Source organism: Streptomyces sp. NPDC059785 (assembly GCF_042732375.1).
Taxonomy (GTDB): Bacteria; Actinomycetota; Actinomycetes; order Streptomycetales; family Streptomycetaceae; genus Streptomyces.
Genome location: NZ_JBHWHV010000057.1, coordinates 42,577 through 64,604 on the forward strand (window position 1 = coordinate 42,577; position 22,028 = coordinate 64,604).

A 22,028-nucleotide genomic window follows, 5' to 3' on the forward strand; every position below is an offset into this window, starting at 1 on the left:
GCCGTCAAGGTCGCACGGACTCGCGAAGGAATTTGTATGACAAGCCGATGAAAATAGGCATTCACTCTCGGGAGTGAATTGATAGCCCATTTGCGGAATTTGTTAGGACTTCGCCTTTACTCTGCATTACGATTCATTTACCGATTATTGAGAAATCCCGCCGCTGTACGCCGTGACCCACGGCCGCGTTCTCGCCCCGCCGCCGAGCGGGGCAACCACCTGTTCCGCGACCGCGCTGCCCCGGAGGAGACGGGAAACATGTCCGCTCACGCCCCCGCCCGCGACGCCGACTCGACTCGGCCCGCGCGCGACCACCAGCCCCACAGCCCACCGACCGGCCCGCCCCGCCGCTTCCGCGTCGCGGGCGCCGATCTCTCGGCCTCCGTCGCCGTCTTCCTGATCGCCCTGCCCCTGTCCCTGGGCATCGCCCTCGCCACCGGCGCCCCGCTCCAGGCCGGTCTCGTCGCCGCCGCGGTCGGCGGTCTCCTGGCCGGCCGGTTCGGCGGCTCCGCCCTCCAGGTCAGCGGCCCCGCCGCCGGACTCACGGTGGTCACCGCCGACCTGATCCACCGCTACGGCTGGCGCACCACCTGCGCGATCACCGTCCTCGCGGGCCTCGCCCAACTCGGCCTGGGCTGTCTGCGCGTGGCGCGCACGGCGCTCGCCGTCAGTCCCGCGGTCGTGCACGGCATGCTCGCCGGCATCGGTGTGACCATCGCCGTCGCCCAGCTGCACATCGTGCTCGGCGGCACCCCGCAGAGCTCCGTCGTCGCCAACCTCCGCGGCCTGCCAGCCCAGCTGGCCCGGGTGGACCTGGCCGCCGTGTCGACCAGCGCGCTCACACTCGTACTGCTGCTGGCCTGGCCCCGGATCCCCGGGCGGGTCGGACGCGTGCTGCGCAAGGTCCCGGCCGCGCTGGTCGCCGTCGCGGGCGCCAGCGCGATCGCCTCGCTCGCCGGGCTCAGCCTGGCCATGGTCGACCTGCCGTCCTGGAGCAGCCACGCCCTCGCGGGACTGCCCGAGGGACCGGCGCTCGGCCTCGCCGCCGCCGTCCTCACCACCACGCTGGTGTGCAGCGTGCAGTCACTGCTCGGCGCCGTGGCCGTGGACAAGCTGGCGGCCCGAAAGCCGGGTCTGCGCGCGCGTGTCGGCCGTTCCGACCTGGACCGGGAGCTGCTCGGGCAGGGCGCCGCCAACGTGGTGTCCGGAACGCTCGGCGGCCTGCCCGTCGCCGGAGTCGCCGTACGCAGCTCGGCGAACGTGCACGCGGGCGCCGTCAGCAGGAACTCCACGATGCTGCACGGCGTCTGGGTGGTGATCGCCGCGCTGCTGTTGGTCCCCGTCCTCGAGCTGATCCCGCTCGCCTCGCTCGCCGCCCTGGTCATGGCGGTCGGCATCCAGATGGTGTCCCTGCACCACATCCGCACGGTCACCAGACACCGCGAGGTCCTGGTGTACGCGGTCACCACACTCGGCGTCGTGGTCTTCGGCGTCCTGGAGGGCGTGGCCCTGGGGGTCGCCGTGGCTGTCGCCGTCGCCCTGCACCGGCTCACCCGCACCCGTATCACCCACGAGGAGACGGACGGGGTCCACCACATCCACGTCCGCGGGCAGTTGACGTTCCTCGCGGTGCCGCGGCTCAGCCGGGCGCTGCATCCGGTGCCCCAGGGAGCCGCGGTCGTGGTCGAGCTGGACGGCTCGTTCATGGACCACGCCGCCTACGAAACGCTCCAGGACTGGCAGAACACGCACCTCGCCCAAGGAGGCACAGTGGAGCTCACCGGCCGGCGCAGCGGGACCCGTATCGCCGAACCGGGCAGCGCCTCCCACTGCCGTTGCCGCCCCTGGACGCCCTGGCGCAACCACCAGTGCGACTCCACCGCGGACCAGTGGTCCGCTCCGGACGACGACCGGCCGGGCGACGTGGGAGAGCCCGGAGAAGCGGCCGACCGCACCGAGAGCGGCGGGCACCGGCTGGCGCGGGGCATCAGCGCCTTCCAGCGCAACACCGCGCCCCTGGTGCGGGACGAACTGGCCCGTCTCGCGCGCGAGGGACAGCAGCCGTCGCAGCTCTTCCTCACCTGCTCCGACTCCCGGCTGGTCACGTCGATGATCACATCCAGTGGTCCCGGCGACCTCTTCGTCGTGCGCAACGTGGGCAATCTCGTGCCCTCGCCGGGAGAGGAGAGTGGGGACGACTCGGTGGCGGCGGCGATCGAGTACGCGGTCGACGTGCTGAAGGTGCGGTCGATCACGGTGTGCGGCCACTCCGGGTGCGGCGCGATGCAGGCCCTGCTGAACGCGGATCCGGACGGGCCGCGGACGCCGCTCACGCGGTGGCTGCGGCACGGGCGGCCGAGCCTCGAGCGGCTCGTCGCCGACGAGCGGCCACTGCCGCGACTCGCCGCACGCGCGCCGGCCGACGCCGTGGAGCAGCTGTGTCTGACCAACGTGGTGCAGCAGTTGGAGCATCTGCGGGCACATCAGTCGGTGGCCCGTGCACTGCGGGACGGGGGCGTGGAGCTGCACGGGATGTACTTCCATGTCGGGGAGGCGCAGGCGTATCTGCTGACCGAGTCGAGAGTGGGGGTGGATGGGGGTGCGGGTGCCGGCGCCGACGTCGGCAGTGGCTCCGGCAGCGGCTCAGGGGTTGACGCCGACCGTAGCTCCGACACCGATGCCGGTGCGGGGTCCAGTGGGCCTTGCCCCGACGAGAGAGCCGTCCCGGCCGACGTCTTCGCTCACGTAGGGGCGATGGAGGAAACGCGCAGTCCCTCCTGAGCAGGCGTCGGAGGCGGGGCCCGGGGCCGAACGCCGGGACCCTACGGGTAGGGGTGGGCGGGAGCGAGGGCGTCTGCGTTGGGATTTCGCCCCCTCCGCCCCTTCCCTCTCCCGTAACTCCGGGGGCTGCCGCCCCCAGGCCCCCGCTTTCGGCCTGGACGGCCTCGTCCTCAAACGCCGGACAGGCTGCAAGGTGCCGTACGCCGTGAGGGGGTTCCTTCGGTTTCCGTTCCCTCTGAACCGGGGCGGCCGTCCCTACGTGCCTCAGAGTGATTCGGAGTGAGCCGGAGCGGGTCCGTTCGATGGCGCGGGATAGGTCTAAACCAATTTTGGAACGGCCCTTGTCAGCGGGCCCTCCGGTCTGATGAGCTGTGGTCTGGGACACAACGGACACCCTGGGAAAGGGAGATGTCGTGAGCAACGAAAGCCTGGCCAACCTGCTGCGCGAGGAGCGCAGGTTCGCTCCGCCCGCCGACCTGGCCGCGAACGCCAATGTCACCGCGGAGGCGTACGAGCAGGCCAAGGCTGACAGGCTCGGCTTCTGGGCCGAGCAGGCGCGTCGGCTGACCTGGGCGACCGAGCCCACCGAGACCCTGGACTGGTCGAACCCGCCGTTCGCCAAGTGGTTCCAGGACGGCAAGCTGAACGTCGCGTACAACTGCGTGGACCGCCATGTGGAGGCTGGGCACGGCGACCGGGTCGCGATCCACTTCGAGGGCGAGCCGGGCGACAGCCGCGCCATCACCTACGCCGAGCTCAAGGACGAGGTGTCCCGGGCCGCCAACGCCCTGACGGAGCTGGGCGTGCAGAAGGGCGACCGGGTCGCCGTATACCTGCCGATGATCCCCGAGGCGGTCGTCGCCATGCTCGCGTGCGCGCGGATCGGCGCCGCGCACTCGGTCGTCTTCGGCGGCTTCTCGGCCGACGCGATCGCGGCCCGCATCGACGACGCGGACGCCAAGATCGTCATCACCTCGGACGGCGGTTACCGGCGCGGCAAGCCCTCCGCACTGAAGCCGGCCGTCGACGACGCCGTCGGCCGTTCACCCGGGGTCGAGAAGGTGCTGGTCGTCCGCCGTACGGGCCAGGACGTCGACTGGACCGAGGGCCGGGACGTCTGGTGGCACGAGATCACCGGCCGGCAGTCCGCGGAGCACACGCCCGAGGCCTTCGACGCCGAGCACCCGCTGTTCATCCTCTACACGTCCGGTACGACGGGTAAGCCCAAGGGCATCCTGCACACCTCCGGCGGCTATCTCACCCAGGCGTCCTACACCCACCACGCCGTCTTCGACCTCAAGCCGGAGACCGACGTCTACTGGTGCACGGCCGACATCGGCTGGGTGACCGGCCACTCGTACATCACCTACGGACCGCTGTCGAACGGCGCGACGCAGGTCATGTACGAGGGCACCCCGGACACCCCGCACCAGGGCCGCTTCTGGGAGATCGTCCAGAAGTACGGGGTGACCATCCTCTACACGGCGCCGACCGCGATCCGGACGTTCATGAAGTGGGGCGACGACATCCCCGCGAAGTTCGACCTCGGCAGCCTGCGGGTGCTCGGGTCCGTCGGCGAGCCGATCAACCCCGAGGCCTGGGTCTGGTACCGCAAGCACATCGGCGCCGACCGCACCCCGGTCGTGGACACCTGGTGGCAGACCGAGACCGGCGCGATGATGATCTCGCCACTGCCGGGAGTCACGGAGACCAAGCCCGGCTCCGCGCAGCGCCCGCTGCCCGGCATCTCCGCCACCGTCGTGGACGACGAGGCGAACGAGGTGCCGAACGGCGGCGGTGGCTATCTGGTCCTCACCGAGCCGTGGCCGTCGATGCTGCGCACCATCTGGGGCGACGACCAGCGGTTCATCGACACCTACTGGTCGCGCTTCGAGGGCAAGTACTTCGCCGGCGACGGCGCCAAGAAGGACGAGGACGGCGACATCTGGCTGCTCGGCCGGGTCGACGACGTCATGCTCGTCTCCGGGCACAACATCTCGACCACCGAGGTCGAGTCCGCGCTCGTCTCGCACCCCTCGGTCGCCGAGGCGGCCGTCGTAGGCGCCGCGGACGAGACGAGCGGGCAGGCCATCGTCGCGTTCGTGATCCTGCGCGGCACCGCGTCCGCCGAGGACGAGGGCCTCGTCGCCGCCCTGCGCAACCACGTGGGCGCCACGCTCGGCCCGATCGCCAAGCCCAAGCGCGTCCTGCCGGTGGCGGAGCTCCCGAAGACCCGCTCCGGCAAGATTATGCGCCGGCTGCTCCGCGACGTCGCGGAGAACCGCGAGCTGGGTGACGTCACCACGCTCACGGACTCCACGGTCATGGACCTCATCCAGTCCAAGCTCCCGGCGGCACCGAGCGAGGACTGAGCTCCCCGCGGAACCCTCGTGCGGGCATCACGGCTGAGATCCCCGTGAGGGCATCGCCAGCGGCATCACCAGGGGCATTCGGCGGCACGCCGGATGCCCCTTTCGTCTAATATGCGGGGAACTGCGGATACGTCACGCCACCCCTCGGGTAGGCTGCACAGCGCGTCAACAACTTGAAAAGAAACCCCCAAAGGTGTGCCGGGAAGTCTGGTCGGCGACTGCTCAGTCCTGCCCACCGACCGGAGGTTTTCGTGACCGCGCCCCGCACCCCCCGCCCGTTCCTCGGACGGCTGTCCCTGCCCGAGCGGACCTATGTCGCGGACGCGCTGCGCACCGAGACCGTGGGCGGGCTCCTGTTGCTCGCCGCCACCATCGCGGCACTGGTCTGGGCGAACGTACCGGCCCTGACCGAGAGCTACGAGAACGTCCGCGACATCCACCTGGGCCCGTCCACGCTCGGCCTCGACCTCTCCGTCGAGCACTGGGCCGCCGACGGACTGCTCGCCGTCTTCTTCTTCGTCGCCGGTATCGAGCTCAAGCGGGAACTGGTCGCCGGAGACCTGCGGGACCCGAGGGCGGCGGTGCTGCCGGTCGCCGCCGCACTCAGCGGCATGGTCGCCCCCGCACTCGTCTACACCCTGGTCAACATCACCGGTGGCGGCTCCCTCGACGGCTGGGCCGTGCCGGTCGCCACCGACATCGCCTTCGCGCTCGCCGTGCTCGCGGTCCTCGGCACCTCCCTGCCGTCCGCGCTGCGCGCCTTCCTGCTGACGCTCGCCGTGGTCGACGACCTCTTCGCGATCCTGATCATCGCGGTGTTCTTCACCGAGCGGCTCGACTTCGCGGCGCTCGGCGGAGCCGTCGCGGGCCTCGTCGTCTTCTGGCTGCTCCTGCGCAAGGGCGTACGCGGCTGGTACGTCTACGTACCGCTGGCCCTGGTCGTCTGGGGGCTGATGTACAACAGCGGGATCCACGCCACCATCGCCGGTGTGGCGATGGGTCTGATGCTTCGCTGCCACCGCCGGGAGGGCGAGGAGCACTCCCCGGGCGAGCGGATCGCCCATCTCGTACAGCCCCTGTCCGCCGGACTCGCCGTACCGCTGTTCGCCCTGTTCAGCGCAGGTGTCGCGGTCTCGGGCGACGCTCTTGCCGAGGTCTTCACCCGGCCCGAGACGCTCGGTGTGGTGCTCGGCCTCGTGGTCGGCAAGACGATCGGCGTCTTCGGCGGGACCTGGCTGACCGCCCGCTTCACCAGGGCGTCCCTGAGCGAGGACCTGACATGGCCGGACGTGTTCGCCCTCGCCACACTGGCCGGAATCGGCTTCACCGTCTCGCTCCTCATCGACGAACTCGCCTTCCAGGGCGACCAGGCGCTCGCCGACGGGGTGAAGGCCGCCGTCCTCATCGGCTCGCTGACCGCCGCCGTACTCGCGGGGGTGCTGCTGAGGGTGCGCAACGCCAAGTACCGCCGGCTGTGCGAGACCGAGGAGCGCGACGAGGACCAGGACGGCATCCCGGACGTCTACGAGCAGGACGACCCGGAGTATCACCTGCGCATGGCCGCCCTTCACGAGGAGAAAGCCGCGGAGCACCGCAGGCTGGCCGCGGAGAAGGCGGCCGGGAAGACCGCGTAGGAGGTCGCACGGCGGCAGGGGCTTGCCGAAGTGAAGGGCGGGGCAGGCGAGGGGGACGACCGTCCGGCATGATCTGACAGGACGGCACAAACACATGCAGAAGAGGGAGATCGCGATGAGCGCACCCGACGGCAGCCCGGTCGGCGCCGAACGCAGCATCGGCCAGCTGTTCGCCTCGGCGACGACCGAGATGTCCGCGCTGGTGCACGACGAGATCGCACTGGCGAAGGCGCAGCTCAAGCAGGACGTCAAGCGCGGTGCGGTCAGCGGCGGCGCGTTCTCCGCGGCCGGCGCGGTACTGATCTTCTCCCTGCCCATGCTGAGCTTCGCCCTGGCGTACGGGATCCGGACCTGGAGCCACTGGAACCTCGCCGTCTGCTTCCTGCTCTCCTTCGCCGCGAACGTCCTGGTCGCCGGGTTGCTCGCGCTGATCGGCACCGTCTTCGCGAAGAAGGCCAAGAAGAGCAAGGGCCCGCAGAAGGTCGCGGCGTCCATGAAGGAGACGGCGGGCGTCCTGCAGAACGCCAAGCCGCACCCCCGCCAGACGCACCCGGCGGACCGGCTCGGTGAGGACATCGAGGCTGTGGCACGCTCGTCCTCATGACGGACCCCGCCACACCTTCGGCGCAACCCACCTCGGTCGTACGACTCGACGGACCCTGGACCCACCGGGACGTCGCGGCCAACGGCGCGCGCTTCCACATCGCCGAGCTGGGCGACGGGCCGCTGGTGCTGCTGCTGCACGGCTTCCCGCAGTTCTGGTGGGCCTGGCGCCACCAACTGGTCGCCCTCGCCGACGCGGGCTTCCGCGCGGTCGCGATGGACCTGCGCGGCGTGGGCGGCAGCGACCGCACCCCGCGCGGCTACGACCCGGCGAACCTCGCGCTGGACATCACCGGGGTGGTGCGCTCCCTCGGCGAGCCCGACGCCGCTCTGGTCGGCCACGACCTGGGCGGATACCTGGCGTGGACGGCGGCCGTCATGCGCCCGAAGCTGGTCCGCCGGCTCGCCGTCTCCTCGATGCCCCACCCCCGCCGCTGGCGCTCGGCCATGCTCTCGGACGTCAAGCAGACGGCCGCGGGTTCCTACATCTGGGGCTTCCAGCGCCCCTGGATACCTGAGCGTCAACTCGTCGCGGACGACGGCGCCCTGGTGGCCCGTCTGATGCGCGACTGGTCGGGGCCGCGGCTGCCGGACGACGAGGCCGTGGAGATGTACCGCCGCGCGATGTGCATCCCGTCGACGGCGCACTGCTCGATCGAGCCGTACCGGTGGCTCGTACGCTCCATGGCGCGCCCCGACGGGATCCAGTTCAACCGGCGCATGAAGCGTCCGCTGCGCGTGCCGACGCTCCATCTGCACGGCTCGCTCGACCCGGTGATGCGGACGCGCAGCGCCGCCGGATCGGGCGAATACGTCGAAGCGCCGTACCGTTGGCGGTTGTTCGACGGACTGGGACACTTTCCCCATGAGGAGGACCCGGTGGCGTTCTCCTCCGAACTGGTCAACTGGCTGAAGGATCCGGAACCCGATCGATGACCCTTTACGGGGTCCCGAGCGATGACCCTTACGGGGTCCCGAGCGATGACCCTTACGGGGTCCGGTCCGTGACCGTTTGAACACGTTCCGCTCCGATGGACGAACGCTTGTCCGTCGAACAGCCAATTGCCTCCCGCATAGGCCAATTGGGTGCCCCGGAGGCGGTTACCGACCATGAGGCAGGGGCAGACGTCGGGGTATGGGCTGGACGCACGACTACAGTGACGCAGCACGCAATCGCCGCTCGGCCTCAGGCCTGAGCTCCCATCAGGGGGGCGCCCCGCAGTTGCAGGGCACGGATCCCCGATTGGGCATTCCGCACATTCTCCGCCGCCGGGCCCGTTGGGTCTCGGCCCGGCTGCGCCACCCGCGCGGCTGAGCCGGCGACCGGCGCCACGGCCCCGTAAGCGGACGGCCGTCGGCACCGGATCACGGTCCCCTGACCAGCGGACCGCCGGCCCCGGACCACCGTCCCCCGGCCGGCGGACCGCAGGCGTCGGCCCACCTTCTGCGAACCGACCGGACACCGGCCTGCACACAGCGACCACGCACCGGCCTGCGCACCCCGACCGGTTGCCGGCCTGCCTGTCAGTGCCCCGACGCCGGTGTCAGAGTGCGCAGCTGTCGCTGTCCACCTGCTGGTTCGCCGTGCGCCCCTCGGTGATGTCCTCCCGGATCTCCTGCGCGGTGAGCGCGTAACCGGTCGCGTCGTCGTCGAGCGACTTGGCGAAGACCACGCCGTAGACCTTGCCGTCGGGGGTGAGCAGCGGGCCGCCGGAGTTGCCCTGGCGCACGGTCGCGTACAGCGAGTAGACGTCGCGGCGGACCGTGTCGCGGTGGTAGATGTCCGGGCCGTTGGCGGTGATCCGGCCCCGCAGCCGCGCGGGCTGGACGTTGTACGCGCCGTTCTGCGGGAAGCCCGCGACGATGGCGCTGTCGCTGCTCTCGGCGACCTGCCGGGTGAACTGTAGGACGGGCGCGTTCAGGTCGGGGACGTCGAGCACGGCGATATCGCGCCGCCAGTCGTAGAGCACGACCGTGGCGTCGTACTTGCGGCCCTCGCCGCCGATCTGGACGGTGGGCTCGTCCACTCCGCCGACCACGTGCGCGTTGGTCATCACCCTGCGCTCGCCGAAGACGAATCCGGTCCCCTCCAGGACCTTGCCGCAACTCTGCGCGGTGCCCATGACCTTGACGATGGACTTCTTCGCACGGGCGGCGACGGGACTGTTGGCCAGCGCCGGGTCGGGCGGCTGCACCTCGGTGATGGGCTCGTTGGCGAACGGACTGAAGACCTGCGGGAAGCCGTTCTGCGCGAGGACGGAGGAGAAATCTGCGAACCAGGTGTCGGCCTGCGTCGGCAGCGCGCGGGCGACCCCGGTCAGGACCTTCGAGTCGCGCACCTCCTTGCCGAGCGTCGGCAGCGTCGTGCCGGCGAGCGCGGAGCCGATCAGCCAGGCCACCAGCAGCATCGCCACGACGTTGACCAGGGCGCCGCCGGTCGCGTCCAGGGCGCGGGCCGGGGACCAGGTGATGTACCGGCGCAGCTTGTTGCCGAGATGGGTGGTCAGGGCCTGGCCGACGGAGGCGCAGACGATGACGACGACCACCGCGACGACGGCGGCCGACGTGCTCACCTCGGCGCCGTCGGTCAGGGCGTCCCAGATGACGGGGAGCAGATAGACCGCGATCAGCCCGCCGCCCAGGAAGCCGATCACCGACAGGATGCCGACGACGAAACCCTGGCGGTAGCCGACGATCGCGAACCAGACGGCGGCGACCAGCAACAGGATGTCCAGCACGTTCACTGCTTCAAGCCTCGCCTCGTCACTTCGCGGTCGCCTTGTGCCGGCCGGAGGCACGGCCCGCCGCACGGCGGCAGGAGGGCACGTCGCCCGGCGGGAGAACACAGCACGGGGGCCACCCTGTCATGCGCGCCAGTCGAGCGGGACCTGCTTGTCACGGTCCCAGGGACGCTCCCAGCCCGCGTAGTGCAGCAGCCGGTCGATGATGCCCGCCGTGAAACCCCAGACAAGGGTGGATTCGACCAGAAATGCCGGTCCGCGGTGGCCGCTGGGGTGCGACGTCGTCGCGCGGTGGGCCGGATCCGTGAGATCCGCCACGGGGACCGTGAAGACCCGGGCCGTCTCCGCCGGGTCGACCACACCGACCGGTGTCGGGCGGCGCCACCAGCCCACGACAGGGGTGACCACGAAGCGGCTCACCGGGATGTACAGCCTCGGCAGGACGCCGAAGAGCTGGACTCCGGCCGGGTCGAGCCCGGTCTCCTCCTCGGCCTCGCGCAGCGCGGCCCGCAGCGGACCGTCCGTCTCCGGATCGCCGTCCTCGGGGTCGAGGGAGCCGCCGGGGAACGAGGGCTGGCCCGCGTGCGATCTCAGCGAGCCGGCCCGCTCCATGAGCAGCAGTTCGGGGCCGTGCTCGCCCTCGCCGAACAGGACGAGGACGGCGGACTGGCGGCCCTCGCCGCTCTCCGGCGGCAGGAAGCGGCTCAGCTGACGGGGCTTCACCTGCTCCACGGCGCGCACGACGGGATCCAGCCAGCCGGGCAGGCCCTCCTTGCTGAGTACGGGGGCGGGGCGGGGGTCGGGGTCCGGGGAGGGCGCGTGCCCGCTCCCCGCACCGGACTGCGCGCCGGGCCGGGCCTGCGCACCGGGCCTGACCAGCCCGCCCGGTCCGGCCTGCGCGCCGGGACCGTGATCGGTGGCGCGTCCGTGCTCCGTGGCGTCTCCTCGGTCCGTACCGCCATGGCCCGTACCGCCGCCATGGTTCGTGGCGCCGGCATGGTTCGTGGCGCCGGCATGGCCCGCGGGGCTGCCATGGTCCATGGGGCCTATGTGATCCGTACCGCTCCCGTGCTGCGCGTCGTGAGCGTGCCCCGTGTCGTGAGCGTGCTCCGCGCCCTGGACATGCTCCGCGCCCTGGACGTGGTGCGTGCCCTGGACGTGGTGCGTGTGGCTCGCGTGCGTCATCGCCACCCCCGTTCTGCTGCTGTCAACGCCCGTCGACGATGGGATCGTTCCGTCATCCGGCCGCCGCCGGCGAGGCCGCCGGGCCGGCCCCCAGCGGCGGGGCGGGGATGCCGCCCGCGTCGAGGTAGGACTGCGGCGGCTTGAGGCGCTGGCCCGGCATGCCGCCCTTCTCGTACTTCAGGAGCTTCTTCGCCTTCTCCGGGTCGGTCTCGCCCTCCCCGTACGCCGGGCAGAGCGGGGCGATGGGGCAGGCGCCGCAGGCGGGCTTGCGGGCGTGGCAGATCCGGCGCCCGTGGAAGATCACGTGGTGCGAGAGCATCGTCCAGTCGCTCTTCGGGAAGAGCGCGCCGACGGCCGCCTCGACCTTGTCCGGGTCCGTCTCGTCGGTCCACTGCCAGCGCCGCACGAGCCGTCCGAAGTGGGTGTCCACGGTGATGCCGGGCCGCCCGAAGGCGTTCCCCAGCACCACGAAGGCGGTCTTGCGGCCCACTCCGGGCAGCTTGACGAGGTCCTCCAGGCGGCCGGGCACCTCGCCGCCGAAGTCGTCCCGCAGGGCTTTGGAGAGCCCCAGTACGGACCTGGTCTTGGCGCGGAAGAAACCGGTGGGCCGCAGGATCTCCTCGACCTCCTCCGGGTTGGCCGCGGCCAGGTCCTCGGGGGTGGGGTATCTGGCGAAGAGCCCCGGAGTCGTCTGGTTCACCCGCAGGTCGGTCGTCTGCGCCGAGAGCACCGTGGCGATCAGGAGCTGGAAGGGGTTCTCGAAGTCCAGTTCCGGGTGCGCGTACGGGTACACCTCGGCGAGCTCGCGGTCGATCCGGCGGGCCTTGCGGACGAGGTCGGGGGACGGCGGCACGGTGACGGCGGGCGCGGCCTTCTTGGCGACCGTCTTCTTGGCGGCGCTCTTCTTGGCGACCGTCTTCTTGGCGACCGTCTTCTTGGGAGCCGCCTTCTTGGCCGCCACCTTCTTGGTGGCCGTCTTCTTGGCGACCGCCTTCTCAGGCGCCGCCTTCTTCGCGGCGACCTCCCCTGGGGCCGCCTTCTTCGCCGCCGTGGCCTTCTTCGCCGCGGCGGCGGTCTTCTTCGCGGCACCGGACGTCTTCTTCGCCACGCCGGACGTCTTCTTCGCGGCGGTCGTCGGCCCGGACCTCACCGGCGCCGACCCCGCCGTTTTTGTCGGTTTACTGGCACCGCCCGCGGCCTGTTCGCCCACAGCGGAATCACGACGTACAACCACCCGCCCAGCTCCCTTGGCCTGTGCTCTCACCGGCGATTTGGACACCCGGCCAGCCTAAAGCCCGGCACCGACATCCGCCTCGGACCCCGAAGATCGGCCCCCAATTGGCCCCCTGCCACACTCCTCGGGACGCCGGTGCGGCAGACTTGTGACTGATCACACTGTTTGGACCGTCCGGCAAAATGGGGAACACGGACCCCTGACACACGGGGGAGCAAGATCCCCTGAGCAGGTCGACAAGGAGAGAACTCGTGGACGACGTTCTGCGGCGCGCCCCGCTCTTCGCGGCGCTCGATGACGAGCAGGCCGCGGAGCTGCGCGCCTCCATGAGTGAGGTGACCCTCGCGCGCGGTGACGCTCTCTTCCACGAGGGCGACCCCGGGGACCGCCTCTACGTGGTCACCGAGGGCAAGGTGAAGCTCCACCGCACCTCCCCCGACGGCCGCGAGAACATGCTGGCCGTCCTCGGCCCCGGTGAGCTGATCGGCGAGCTGTCGCTGTTCGACCCGGGCCCGCGTACGGCGACGGCCACGGCGCTGACCGAGGTCAAGCTGCTCGGCCTCGGTCACGGCGACCTCCAGCCCTGGCTGAACGCACGCCCCGAGGTCGCCGCCGCGCTGCTGCGCGCCGTCGCCCGGCGCCTGCGCAAGACCAACGACCAGATGTCCGACCTGGTCTTCTCGGACGTCCCGGGACGCGTGGCCCGCGCGCTGCTGGACCTCTCGCGCCGCTTCGGTGTGCAGTCCGAGGAGGGCATCCACGTGGTGCACGACCTGACGCAGGAGGAGCTGGCCCAGCTCGTCGGCGCCTCGCGCGAGACGGTCAACAAGGCCCTGGCCGACTTCGCGGGCCGCGGCTGGCTCCGCCTGGAGGCCCGCGCCGTGATCCTCCTGGACGTGGAGCGGCTCGCCAAGCGCTCGCGCTGAGCCGTAGCGCCCGCGCCGAGGCCGTACGCCTGCCCACTCCGGTCCGCCCGCTGTACGCCGATGGGTCCCGTCTTCGTGAGACGGGACCCATCGGCGTACCCGGGGCACCTCGGGAATCTCGGCCACCCGGGTGTCAGATCAGTCCGTGCTCGCCCAGGTAGTCGAGCTGGGCGCGCACCGAAAGCTCGGCCGCGGGCCACAGGGAGCGGTCGACGTCCGCGTACACATGGGCGACGACTTCGGCCGGCTCCCGATAGCCGTCCTCGACGGCGGTCTCGATCTGGGCCAGCCGGCCGGCCCGGTGGGCCAGGTAGAACTCGACGGCACCCTGGGCGTCCTCCAGCACGGGGCCGTGGCCGGGCAGGACGGTGTGCACGCCGTCGTCGACGGTCAGGGAGCGCAGCCGGCGCAGGGAGTCGAGATAGTCGCCCAGACGGCCGTCAGGATGGGCCACGACGGTCGTTCCGCGGCCGAGGACGGTGTCTCCGGTCAGGACGGCCCGATCGGCCGGGAGATGGAAGCACAGCGAGTCCGCGGTGTGGCCGGGCGTCGGGACGACGCGCAGCTCGAGCCCGCCGACGGTGAGGAGGTCGCCGTCGGCCAGCCCCTCGTCGCCGAGCCGCAGCGCCGGGTCCAGGGCCCGCACCTTGGTGCCGGTCAGCTCGGCGAACCGCCCGGCGCCCTCCGCGTGGTCCGGATGCCCGTGCGTCAGCAGCGTCAGCGCGATCCGCTTGCCCGCCTGCTCGGCCGTGGCCACGACCCGGCGCAGATGCCCGTCGTCCAGGGGACCCGGATCGACGACGACCGCGAGCTCGGAGTCCGGCTCGGCGACGATCCAGGTGTTCGTGCCGTCCAGGGTCATCGCGGACGCGTTGGGGGCCAGGACGTTGACGGCCCTCGGGGTGGCGGGGCCGGTGAGCACCCCGCCCCTCGGCCGGCCGGGGAGTGCTGCTGCTTCCGTCATGCGGGGGCTCCACCGTCGGGGATGTGCTTGGTGAACTCGTCGTGTCCCGGCCAGGACAGGACCAGTTCGTCGTTCTCGATCCGGGCCCGCGCCAGCACCGGCGTCAGATCGCGCCCGGGTGCGGCGGCGAGGGCGTCCGCGGCCGTGCCGTACGGCTGGAGCTGGCGCAGGGTCGCGATGGTGGGCGGCATCATCAGCAGCTCGCCCCGGTCGTACGCGTCCGCCGCGTCCCGGGGGCCGATCCACACCGTCCGGTCGGCCTCCGTGGACGCGTTGCGCGTGCGCTGCCCGGCCGGGAGGCAGGCGACGAAGAACCAGGTGTCGTAGCGGCGGGGCTCGAACTCCGGGGTGATCCAGCGCGTCCAGGCGCCGAGCAGGTCGGACCTGAGGACGAGTCCCCTGCGCTCCAGGAACTCGGCGAAGGAGAGATCGCGGGCCACCAGGGCCGCGCGGTCCGCTTCCCAGTCCTCCCCCGTGGTGTCGCCGACCACGGTGTCCGGGGCGGGCCCGGCGAGCAGCACGCCCGCTTCCTCGTACGTCTCCCGGACCGCCGCGCAGACGATCGCCTGGGCGGACGTCTCGTCGACGCCGAGCCGGTCGGCCCACCACGCGCGCGTGGGGCCCGCCCAGCCGATCCGGTGGTCGTCGTCGCGGGGGTCCACGCCGCCGCCCGGATACGCGTACGCGCCTCCGGCGAAGGCCATGGAGGCGCGTCTGCGCAGCATGTGCACCACGGGTCCGGAGGCGCCGTCCCTGAGCAGCATGACCGTGGCCGCCCGCCTGGGGGCGACCGGTGTGAGCGTGCCCGCCGCGAGCGCGCGGATCCGATCGGGCCACTCCGGTGGGTACCACTGCCCATTCGCCATGGCCGGAGGCTATCTGGTGGCGCGCTGATGTTCGAGAGGCAGTGATCGACCGCTCAGGGGCAGGTCCGGGGCGCTCCAGGGACGGGCTCCGGCCGGAACGCCGCCCCTGGAGGGGCCGTTCACGCCTCGGTGAGCTCCACCTGGATCTCGACCTCGACCGGCGCGTCCAGCGGAAGGACCGCCACGCCGACGGCGCTGCGGGCGTGCACGCCCTTGTCCCCGAGGACCTCGCCCAGGAGTTCGCTGGCACCGTTCAGGACGCCGGGCTGGCCGGTGAAGTCGGCCGCCGAGGCGACGAAGCCGGTGACCTTCACCACGCGCGCGATGCGGTCGAGATCGCCGACGACGGACTTGACCGCGGCCAGCGCGTTCAGCGCGCAGATGCGGGCCAGGTCCTTGGCCTCCTCGGCGGTGACCTCGCCGCCCACCTTGCCGATGGTGGGGAGCTTGCCCTCCACCATCGGGAGCTGGCCCGCGGTGTACACGTACACGCCGGACCGCACGGCCGGCTGGTAGGCGGCCAGCGGCGGCACGACCTCCGGCAGGCTCAGGCCGAGCTCCGCGAGCCTGGACTCGACGGCACTCATGCCTGCTTCTCCCGCTTCAGGTAGGCCACCAGCTGCTCGGGGTTGTTCGGCCCGGGCACGACCTGGACGAGCTCCCAGCCGTCCTCGCCCCAGGTGTCCAGAATCTGCTTCGTGGCATGGACGAGCAGCGGCACGGTTGCGTATTCCCACTTGGTCATGTGGCCGACTGTATCCGCTGTTATCCACAGCCTCCCGCGTAGCCCGGGCCAGGACTGGTTAGGCTCGAATACGTGAGCAGGCTCCAGGTCGTCAGCGGCAAGGGCGGTACCGGCAAGACCACGGTGGCCGCCGCCCTCGCGCTCGCCCTCGCCACCGAGGGCAGGCGCACCCTCCTCGTCGAGGTCGAGGGCAGACAGGGCATCGCGCAGCTCTTCGAGACAGAAGCGCTGCCCTACGAGGAGCGGAAGATCGCCGTCGCTCCTGGGGGCGGGGAGGTGTTCGCGCTGGCCATCGACCCCGAGCTGGCCCTCCTGGACTACCTCCAGATGTTCTACAAACTCGGCGGCGCCGGACGTGCGCTGAAGAAGCTCGGCGCCATCGACTTCGCGACCACCATCGCCCCGGGCGTGCGCGACGTGCTGCTCACCGGCAAGGCCTGCGAGGCCGTGCGCCGCAAGGACAGGAGCGGCCGCTTCGCCTACGACTACGTGGTGATGGACGCCCCGCCCACGGGCCGCATCACCCGCTTCCTGAACGTCAACGACGAAGTGGCGGGCCTGGCCAAGATCGGCCCGATACACAATCAGGCACAGGCCGTCATGCGCGTCCTGAAGTCCTCGGAGACGGCCGTCCACCTGGTCACGCTCCTGGAGGAGATGCCCGTCCAGGAGACCGCGGACGGCGTCGCCGAGCTCCGCGCGGCCGGGCTCCCGGTGGGCCGGACGATCGTGAACATGGTGCGTCCCGCCCTGCTGGAAGCGGCCGATCTGGAGTTCGCCGCGACCGCCTCCCGTACCGCCATCGCCAAGTCGCTCTCCGCGGCCGGGCTCGGCGGCGCCCGTCGCGGCGGGAACGCGGAGCGGCTGGTGGACCCGCTCCTGGAGCAGGCCGGGGAGTACGCGGAGCGCCACGCCCTGGAGCACGAGCAGCGCGCCGCCCTGCGCGAGCTGGGCCTGCCCCTGCACGAACTGCCACTGCTCGCCGAGGGCATGGACCTGGCGGGCCTGTACCACCTGGCCAAGGAACTGCGTCAGCAAGGGATCTCATGAGTTCCGATCCGGTACGCGTCCAGGGCCCCGCCGCCGAACCGGCCCGCGCGCTCGGCTCCGCCCGCCCCCTGGACGTCGACGCGCTGCTCGACGACCCGAAGACCCGCATCGTGGTCTGCTGCGGTTCGGGCGGCGTCGGCAAGACGACGACGGCCGCGGCGCTGGGCCTGCGCGCGGCCGAGCGCGGCCGCAAGGTGGTCGTGCTGACCATCGATCCGGCCCGCCGACTCGCCCAGTCGATGGGCATCGACTCGCTGGACAACGTCCCGCGCCGGGTGAAGGGCGTCGAGGACCGCGCGGGGGCACCGGCCGGCGGCATCGGGGCCGGGGACACGGGTGGCACTGAGGGCACGAGTGGCGCCGGTGGCACAGGTGACGCCGGTGGCGCGGGTGACGCCGACAGGTCCGGCCGCGCAGGTGCGGCAGACGGCGAGCGGCGGCGGCCGGCCGGCGAACTGCACGCCATGATGCTCGACATGAAGCGCACCTTCGACGAGATCGTCGAGGCGCACGCGGACCCCGACCGGGCGGCCGCGATATTGAACAACCCGTTCTACCAGTCGCTCTCCGCGGGCTTCGCCGGCACGCAGGAGTACATGGCCATGGAGAAGCTCGGCCAGCTCCGCTCCCGCGACGAGTGGGACCTGATCGTCGTCGACACGCCTCCCTCGCGCTCGGCGCTGGACTTCCTGGACGCCCCCAAGCGTCTGGGGTCCTTCCTGGACGGCAAGCTGATCCGCGTCCTGATGGCACCGGCGAAGGTCGGCGGACGCGCCGGGATGAAATTCCTGAACGTCGGGATGTCGATGATGACGGGCGCCCTCGGCAAGGTGCTGGGCGGGCAGCTCCTGAAGGACGTCCAGACGTTCGTGGCCGCCATGGACACCATGTTCGGCGGCTTCCGTACGCGCGCGGACGCCACGTACAAGCTGCTCCAGGCGCCCGGCACGGCGTTCCTGGTGGTGGCCGCCCCGGAGCGCGACGCCCTGCGGGAGGCGGCGTACTTCGTGGAGCGGCTCGCGGCCGAGGACATGCCCCTGGCGGGCCTGGTCCTCAACCGGGTACACGGCAGCGGTGCCGCGCAGCTGTCCGCCGAGCGGGCGCTCGCGGCGGCAGAGGACCTCGAACTCACGACGGCCGAGCCCGACGACGCCGGAGCCGGTCCAGGGGCCGGAGAAAATCTTGCCGGGACCCGCATTGTGGATCAGAGCGACGGGAAAGCTGGACTTCGTAACTCTCCCGATACGTACGGCAGTTCAGAATCTCCCTCTGAACTCACCACTGATCACACCGACAGCGCCGGCCCGGCCGGTCCGGACTCCGCTTCCTCCGAGGGCTCCCCCGCCGCGGACGGAGCCGTCGAACGACTCACCGCAGGTCTGCTGAGGCTGCACGCCGAACGTATGCAGCTGCTCGCCCGTGAGCAGCGCACCCGTGACCGTTTCACCGCGCTGCATCCCGAGGTGGCCGTGGCGGAAGTGGCCGCACTGCCGGGTGACGTGCACGACCTCGCCGGGCTGCGGGACATCGGGGACCGGCTCGCGGCCCACCGCTCCGAGCTTCCCGAAGCAGGCGCCTGAGCACACGGCCGAGCGCACAGGGCCGTGCGCACGCGCGCGCGGTCAGGCCGCTCCTGTGCCGGTACGCGGTCCAGGACACGCCACTGAGCGCGCCGAACCGAACCCGGGCACACCGTGCTCGCACCTGGGCCACCCGTCCCGTGGACGAACCGGGGCCTCGAACGAACCCCTGAGGACCCGACTGTCTGAGTCCGAGGGGCGCAACGTTCGGGTCCTGGGCGGTGTCAGCCCACGGCCGCGTAGTTCTCGTACACCTCTTCCTCGTCCAGGGGCAGCAGGCCCGCACCGCGCTCGTACTCCGTACGCGCGGTCTCGAGGAGGCGACGCCATGACGTCACCGTCGGCCGCCTGCGCAGCAGTGCACGGCGCTCACGCTCCGTCATGCCACCCCACACGCCGAATTCGACGCGGTTGTCCAGCGCGTCGGCCAGGCACTCCGTGCGCACCGGGCAGCCGGTGCACACCGCCTTGGCCCTGTTCTGCGCTGCTCCTTGAACGAACAGTTCATCCGGATCGGTAGTGCGGCAGGCCGCCTGCGCACTCCAGTCGGTTACCCAGCCCATACCGGCGCCGTCCTCTCCCGAATCGAGGCTCCCCCACGGCGGCAGCGGCATATTCACCGCCGCCAGTTGAGGACGTTACGGAAGGTGGGCACGGCGCAACACCCCCTTCGGGCCCAATCTTGAATGGCCCGAACGGACTATGCGTAAGCGGCAGATCACCCGGGGGAGTGAGCTGGGGACATACATGAGTTTCCCGGCGAACCAGGACACTTCCGCTGAGTCACAACGGACGCCCCGTGACACACAAGGCGGATACGGACACGCCCCTCACAAAAATTGAGGGAACGTCCGGAACGATTCGGGGTCGCCGGACGTACTTGATACATGGCCCTACTGCTGTGACAGTTGAGAGCAGCTTAGGCCAAGGCATATACGCGTGTCCGGCGAATGAGAACGTAGGCTGCCCTCATGGCAAAGAAGCGCTCGGGCGGGGGCCTGTCCCCTTCGCAGCAGGCCGCCAAGTTCCTCGGTGTCAGCGTTCTCGCGGGGGCGGTGCTGGCCGGCATCGCACTGCCCGCGGCCGGCGCGCTGGGTCTCGCGGCGAAGGGATCCGTCGAGGGGTTCGACGAGATTCCGGCCAATCTCAAGCGGCCGCCGCTAAGTCAGCGGACCACCATCCTGGACAACCAGGGCGGACAGATCGCCACGGTCTACTCGCGCGACCGCACGGTGGTCGACCTCAAGGACATGTCGCCGTACATGCAGAAGGCGATCGTCGCCATCGAGGACTCGCGCTTCTACGAGCACGGCGCGGTCGACCTCAAGGGGATCCTCCGCGCGCTCAACGAGAACGCGCAGAGCGGTGGCGTCGCCCAGGGCGCCTCGACGCTGACCCAGCAGTACGTGAAGAACGTGTTCATCGAGGAGGCCGGGGACGACCCGACGAAGGTCGCCCAGGCCACTCAGCAGACTCTCGGCCGCAAGATCCGCGAGCTGAAGTACGCGATCCAGATCGAGGAGAAGCTCGGCAAGAAGCGCATCCTCGAGAACTACCTGAACATCACCTTCTTCGGGGAGCAGGCCTACGGCGTCGAGGCCGCGGCCCAGCGCTACTTCTCCAAGTCCGCCAAGGACCTGAACGTCCAGGAGTCGGCGCTGCTCGCCGGCATCGTCCAGTCGCCCAGCCGGTACGACCCGGTGAACGACGAGGCCGAGGCCACCAAGCGGCGCAACACGGTGCTCCAGCGGATGGCCGAGGTGCACGACATCTCCCAGCAGGAGGCCGACAGGGCCAAGAAGACGCCGCTCGGCCTGAAGGTCAGCAAGCCGAAGAACGGCTGCATCACCGCGGTCAAGGGCGCCGGCTTCTTCTGCGACTACGTGCGCGAGGTGTTCCTGAACGACTCGGTCTTCGGCAAGACCAGGGAGGCCCGCGCCAAGGTCTGGAACCAGGGCGGCCTGACGATCCGCACGACCCTGGACCCGCAGGCGCAGGAATCGGTCCAGGCGTCGGTCAAGGAGCACGTCAACAAGACGGACGACGTGGCGACCGCAGCCACCATCGTCGAGCCCGGCACCGGCAAGATCCTCGCGATGGGCCAGTCGCGTCCGTACGGCTTCGGCAAGAACGAGACGCAGATCAACCTCTCCGTGGACAAGGACATGGGCGGCGGCGCGGGCTACCAGCCCGGTTCGACGTTCAAGCCGATCGTCGCGGCGGCGGCCATAGAGGGCGGCAAGTCGGCGACCCAGCAGTACTCGTCGCCGTACGAGATGGAGTATCCGAGCCCGGTCTCCATCTGTGACGGCAAGAACTGGACCAACGTCTCCAACGAGAAGCTGACGAACGAGAACGAGTCGGAGCGCGGTCCGTACGGCATGAAGGAAGCGACCGCCAAGTCGGTCAACACCTACTACGTGCAGCTCATCAGCGACATCGGCATCTGCCCGGTGACCGACATGGCGAAGAAGATGGGCGTCGACCGCGCGGACGGCGGCAAGCTCGCCCAGGCGCCGTCCATCGCGCTCGGCACCCAGGAGATGTCGCCGCTGACGATGGCGAACGCGTACGCGACCTTCGCCTCGCGCGGCACGTACTGCACGCCGATCGCGATCGAGTCGATCAGCCAGACCGTCGGCGGACAGAAGAAGTCCCTGTCGGTGCCGAAGTCGGCCTGCTCGCGCGCGATGTCCGAGACCACCGCGGACACCATCAGCACCCTGCTGAAGGGCGTGGTCGAGGACGGTACGGGTACGCAGGCGGGCCTCAGCGGCCGCGCCAGCGCGGGCAAGACCGGTACGACGGACTACCGCTACGCGGCCTGGTTCGTCGGCTACACGCCGAACATGGCGGGCGCGGTCTGGGTCGGCGACCCGGCCCACAAGCGGCGGATGGTCAACATCACGATCGGCGGCGTTCCGTACGACAAGGTCTTCGGCGGCGAGGTACCGGGCCCGATCTGGCGCGACATGATGACCGGCGCGCTGGAGGGCAAGCCCGCACCGGAGTTCAACCTGGTCAACATCCCCGACCCCGGCAAGGACAAGGGCCGCGACGACGGGGACAACGGGGACGACGACAACAACGACAACGGCGGGAACGGCGACGACGGTGGCTGGACCACCGACGGCGGCACCGACGGCGGCACGATCCCGACACCGTCCTTCTCGATCCCCGAGGGCTTCATCCAGGGGCAGGGGAACGGCGGCAACGGGAACGGGAACGGCGGCTGGCGGGGATAGTTCCGGGCCGCCCGCGAGCCCGTAGCGGGTAGTCCTGGGACTCCCGCGAGCCCGTAGGACGGGAAAGCGGTGGGGGCGTTCCTGATCGGTGGCGATCAGGAA

General features: G+C 70.8%; 16 protein-coding genes and 3 pseudogenes. 11 read left to right on the forward strand and 8 right to left on the reverse strand.

The annotated features are described in order from the left end of the window. Positions 1-258: 258 nt before the first annotated feature. From ACFV6E_RS33300 to ACFV6E_RS33325, 6 genes and pseudogenes are all read left to right on the forward strand, one after another. Positions 259-2,781: a SulP family inorganic anion transporter gene (locus tag ACFV6E_RS33300; RefSeq protein WP_385466840.1), complete on the forward strand. Its 2,523-nt coding sequence runs from the start codon at positions 259-261 to the stop codon at positions 2,779-2,781. A gap of 371 nt (positions 2,782-3,152) precedes the next feature. Then, positions 3,153-5,153, forward strand: a complete 2,001-nt coding sequence (gene acs, locus ACFV6E_RS33305) for an acetate--CoA ligase (RefSeq protein ID WP_385466843.1) — start codon at positions 3,153-3,155, stop codon at positions 5,151-5,153. Positions 5,154-5,404: 251 nt separating this feature from the next. Further along, positions 5,405-6,859, forward strand: a pseudogene (gene nhaA / locus ACFV6E_RS33310) (Na+/H+ antiporter NhaA). Positions 6,860-6,902: 43 nt separating this feature from the next. Next, positions 6,903-7,391: a phage holin family protein gene (locus ACFV6E_RS33315; RefSeq protein WP_385170650.1), complete on the forward strand. Its 489-nt coding sequence runs from the start codon at positions 6,903-6,905 to the stop codon at positions 7,389-7,391. Next, on the forward strand, positions 7,388-8,326 hold the full coding sequence (locus ACFV6E_RS33320) for an alpha/beta fold hydrolase (protein ID WP_385170652.1): 939 nt from the start codon (positions 7,388-7,390) through the stop codon (positions 8,324-8,326). The genes ACFV6E_RS33315 and ACFV6E_RS33320 overlap by 4 nt, the downstream gene beginning before the upstream one ends. A 199-nt stretch (positions 8,327-8,525) precedes the next feature. Continuing rightward, on the forward strand, positions 8,526-8,705 hold the full coding sequence (locus ACFV6E_RS33325; protein ID WP_385170655.1) for a hypothetical protein: 180 nt from the start codon (positions 8,526-8,528) through the stop codon (positions 8,703-8,705). Between the two features lie 229 nt (positions 8,706-8,934). On the opposite strand, the gene ACFV6E_RS33330 is transcribed toward ACFV6E_RS33325, so the two are convergent. From ACFV6E_RS33330 to nth, 3 genes are all read right to left on the reverse strand, one after another. Further along, positions 8,935-10,134 carry a MarP family serine protease gene (locus ACFV6E_RS33330; protein ID WP_385170657.1) on the reverse strand — a complete coding sequence of 400 codons (1,200 nt, stop codon included), beginning with the start codon at positions 10,132-10,134 and terminating at the stop codon, positions 8,935-8,937. 120 nt (positions 10,135-10,254) lie between these two features. Further along, positions 10,255-10,896: an NUDIX hydrolase gene (locus ACFV6E_RS33335; protein WP_385170678.1), complete on the reverse strand. Its 642-nt coding sequence runs from the start codon at positions 10,894-10,896 to the stop codon at positions 10,255-10,257. Positions 10,897-11,368: 472 nt separating this feature from the next. Next, positions 11,369-12,424, reverse strand: coding sequence for an endonuclease III (nth, locus tag ACFV6E_RS33340; protein WP_385466846.1), 1,056 nt, complete (start codon positions 12,422-12,424; stop codon positions 11,369-11,371). Between the two features lie 377 nt (positions 12,425-12,801). On the opposite strand from nth, the gene ACFV6E_RS33345 reads away from it, so the two are divergent. Beyond that, positions 12,802-13,476 (forward strand): Crp/Fnr family transcriptional regulator, encoded by a 675-nt coding sequence (locus ACFV6E_RS33345; protein WP_006382668.1) that lies wholly within the window; start codon positions 12,802-12,804, stop codon positions 13,474-13,476. A gap of 133 nt (positions 13,477-13,609) precedes the next feature. Here the strand turns inward: ACFV6E_RS33345 and ACFV6E_RS33350 are convergent, their stop codons facing one another. The 4 genes from ACFV6E_RS33350 to ACFV6E_RS33365 form a co-directional block, all read right to left on the reverse strand. Beyond that, the gene (locus tag ACFV6E_RS33350; protein ID WP_385466850.1) at positions 13,610-14,440 is read right to left on the reverse strand and encodes an MBL fold metallo-hydrolase; all 831 of its coding nucleotides are present in this window, start codon (positions 14,438-14,440) and stop codon (positions 13,610-13,612) included. After that, complete coding sequence (locus tag ACFV6E_RS33355; RefSeq protein ID WP_385170666.1) at positions 14,437-15,306, reverse strand: NUDIX hydrolase; 870 nt, start codon at positions 15,304-15,306, stop codon at positions 14,437-14,439. The genes ACFV6E_RS33350 and ACFV6E_RS33355 overlap by 4 nt, the downstream gene beginning before the upstream one ends. A gap of 119 nt (positions 15,307-15,425) precedes the next feature. Beyond that, entirely contained in the window at positions 15,426-15,893 is a 468-nt protein-coding gene (locus ACFV6E_RS33360) for a RidA family protein (protein WP_385170669.1), read from the reverse strand. Further along, positions 15,890-16,051 carry a DUF4177 domain-containing protein gene (locus ACFV6E_RS33365; protein ID WP_003975360.1) on the reverse strand — a complete coding sequence of 54 codons (162 nt, stop codon included), beginning with the start codon at positions 16,049-16,051 and terminating at the stop codon, positions 15,890-15,892. The genes ACFV6E_RS33360 and ACFV6E_RS33365 overlap by 4 nt, the downstream gene beginning before the upstream one ends. Before the next feature lie 72 nt (positions 16,052-16,123). Between ACFV6E_RS33365 and ACFV6E_RS33370 the strand changes: the two genes are divergently transcribed. Further along, the gene (locus ACFV6E_RS33370; protein ID WP_385170672.1) at positions 16,124-17,101 is read left to right on the forward strand and encodes an ArsA family ATPase; all 978 of its coding nucleotides are present in this window, start codon (positions 16,124-16,126) and stop codon (positions 17,099-17,101) included. Beyond that, on the forward strand, positions 17,098-18,681 hold the full coding sequence (locus ACFV6E_RS33375; protein ID WP_385466853.1) for an ArsA family ATPase: 1,584 nt from the start codon (positions 17,098-17,100) through the stop codon (positions 18,679-18,681). The genes ACFV6E_RS33370 and ACFV6E_RS33375 overlap by 4 nt, the downstream gene beginning before the upstream one ends. A 224-nt stretch (positions 18,682-18,905) precedes the next feature. On the opposite strand, the gene wblA is transcribed toward ACFV6E_RS33375, so the two are convergent. Continuing rightward, a complete protein-coding gene (wblA, locus tag ACFV6E_RS33380) occupies positions 18,906-19,244 on the reverse strand; it encodes a transcriptional regulator WblA (protein ID WP_059133594.1) in 339 nt (112 codons plus the stop codon). A 408-nt stretch (positions 19,245-19,652) separates the two neighbouring features. Between wblA and ACFV6E_RS33385 the strand changes: the two are divergent. After that, positions 19,653-20,423 (forward strand): annotated as a pseudogene (locus tag ACFV6E_RS33385) (transglycosylase domain-containing protein); the annotation flags it as partial. Between the two features lie 324 nt (positions 20,424-20,747). Next, positions 20,748-21,926: pseudogene (locus ACFV6E_RS33390) on the forward strand (transglycosylase domain-containing protein); the annotation flags it as partial. Positions 21,927-22,028: the final 102 nt, after the last annotated feature.

Coding starts and splice junctions, on each gene's coding strand:
- ACFV6E_RS33325 (WP_385170655.1), top strand. CDS start 8,526: ATGGGCTGGACGCACGACTACAGTGACGCAGCACGCAATCGCCGCTCG.
- ACFV6E_RS33320 (WP_385170652.1), top strand. CDS start 7,388: ATGACGGACCCCGCCACACCTTCGGCGCAACCCACCTCGGTCGTACGA.
- ACFV6E_RS33355 (WP_385170666.1), bottom strand. CDS start 15,306: ATGGCGAATGGGCAGTGGTACCCACCGGAGTGGCCCGATCGGATCCGC.
- wblA (WP_059133594.1), bottom strand. CDS start 19,244: ATGGGCTGGGTAACCGACTGGAGTGCGCAGGCGGCCTGCCGCACTACC.
- ACFV6E_RS33360 (WP_385170669.1), bottom strand. CDS start 15,893: ATGAGTGCCGTCGAGTCCAGGCTCGCGGAGCTCGGCCTGAGCCTGCCG.
- ACFV6E_RS33300 (WP_385466840.1), top strand. CDS start 259: ATGTCCGCTCACGCCCCCGCCCGCGACGCCGACTCGACTCGGCCCGCG.
- ACFV6E_RS33350 (WP_385466850.1), bottom strand. CDS start 14,440: ATGACGGAAGCAGCAGCACTCCCCGGCCGGCCGAGGGGCGGGGTGCTC.
- ACFV6E_RS33315 (WP_385170650.1), top strand. CDS start 6,903: ATGAGCGCACCCGACGGCAGCCCGGTCGGCGCCGAACGCAGCATCGGC.
- ACFV6E_RS33365 (WP_003975360.1), bottom strand. CDS start 16,051: ATGACCAAGTGGGAATACGCAACCGTGCCGCTGCTCGTCCATGCCACG.
- ACFV6E_RS33375 (WP_385466853.1), top strand. CDS start 17,098: ATGAGTTCCGATCCGGTACGCGTCCAGGGCCCCGCCGCCGAACCGGCC.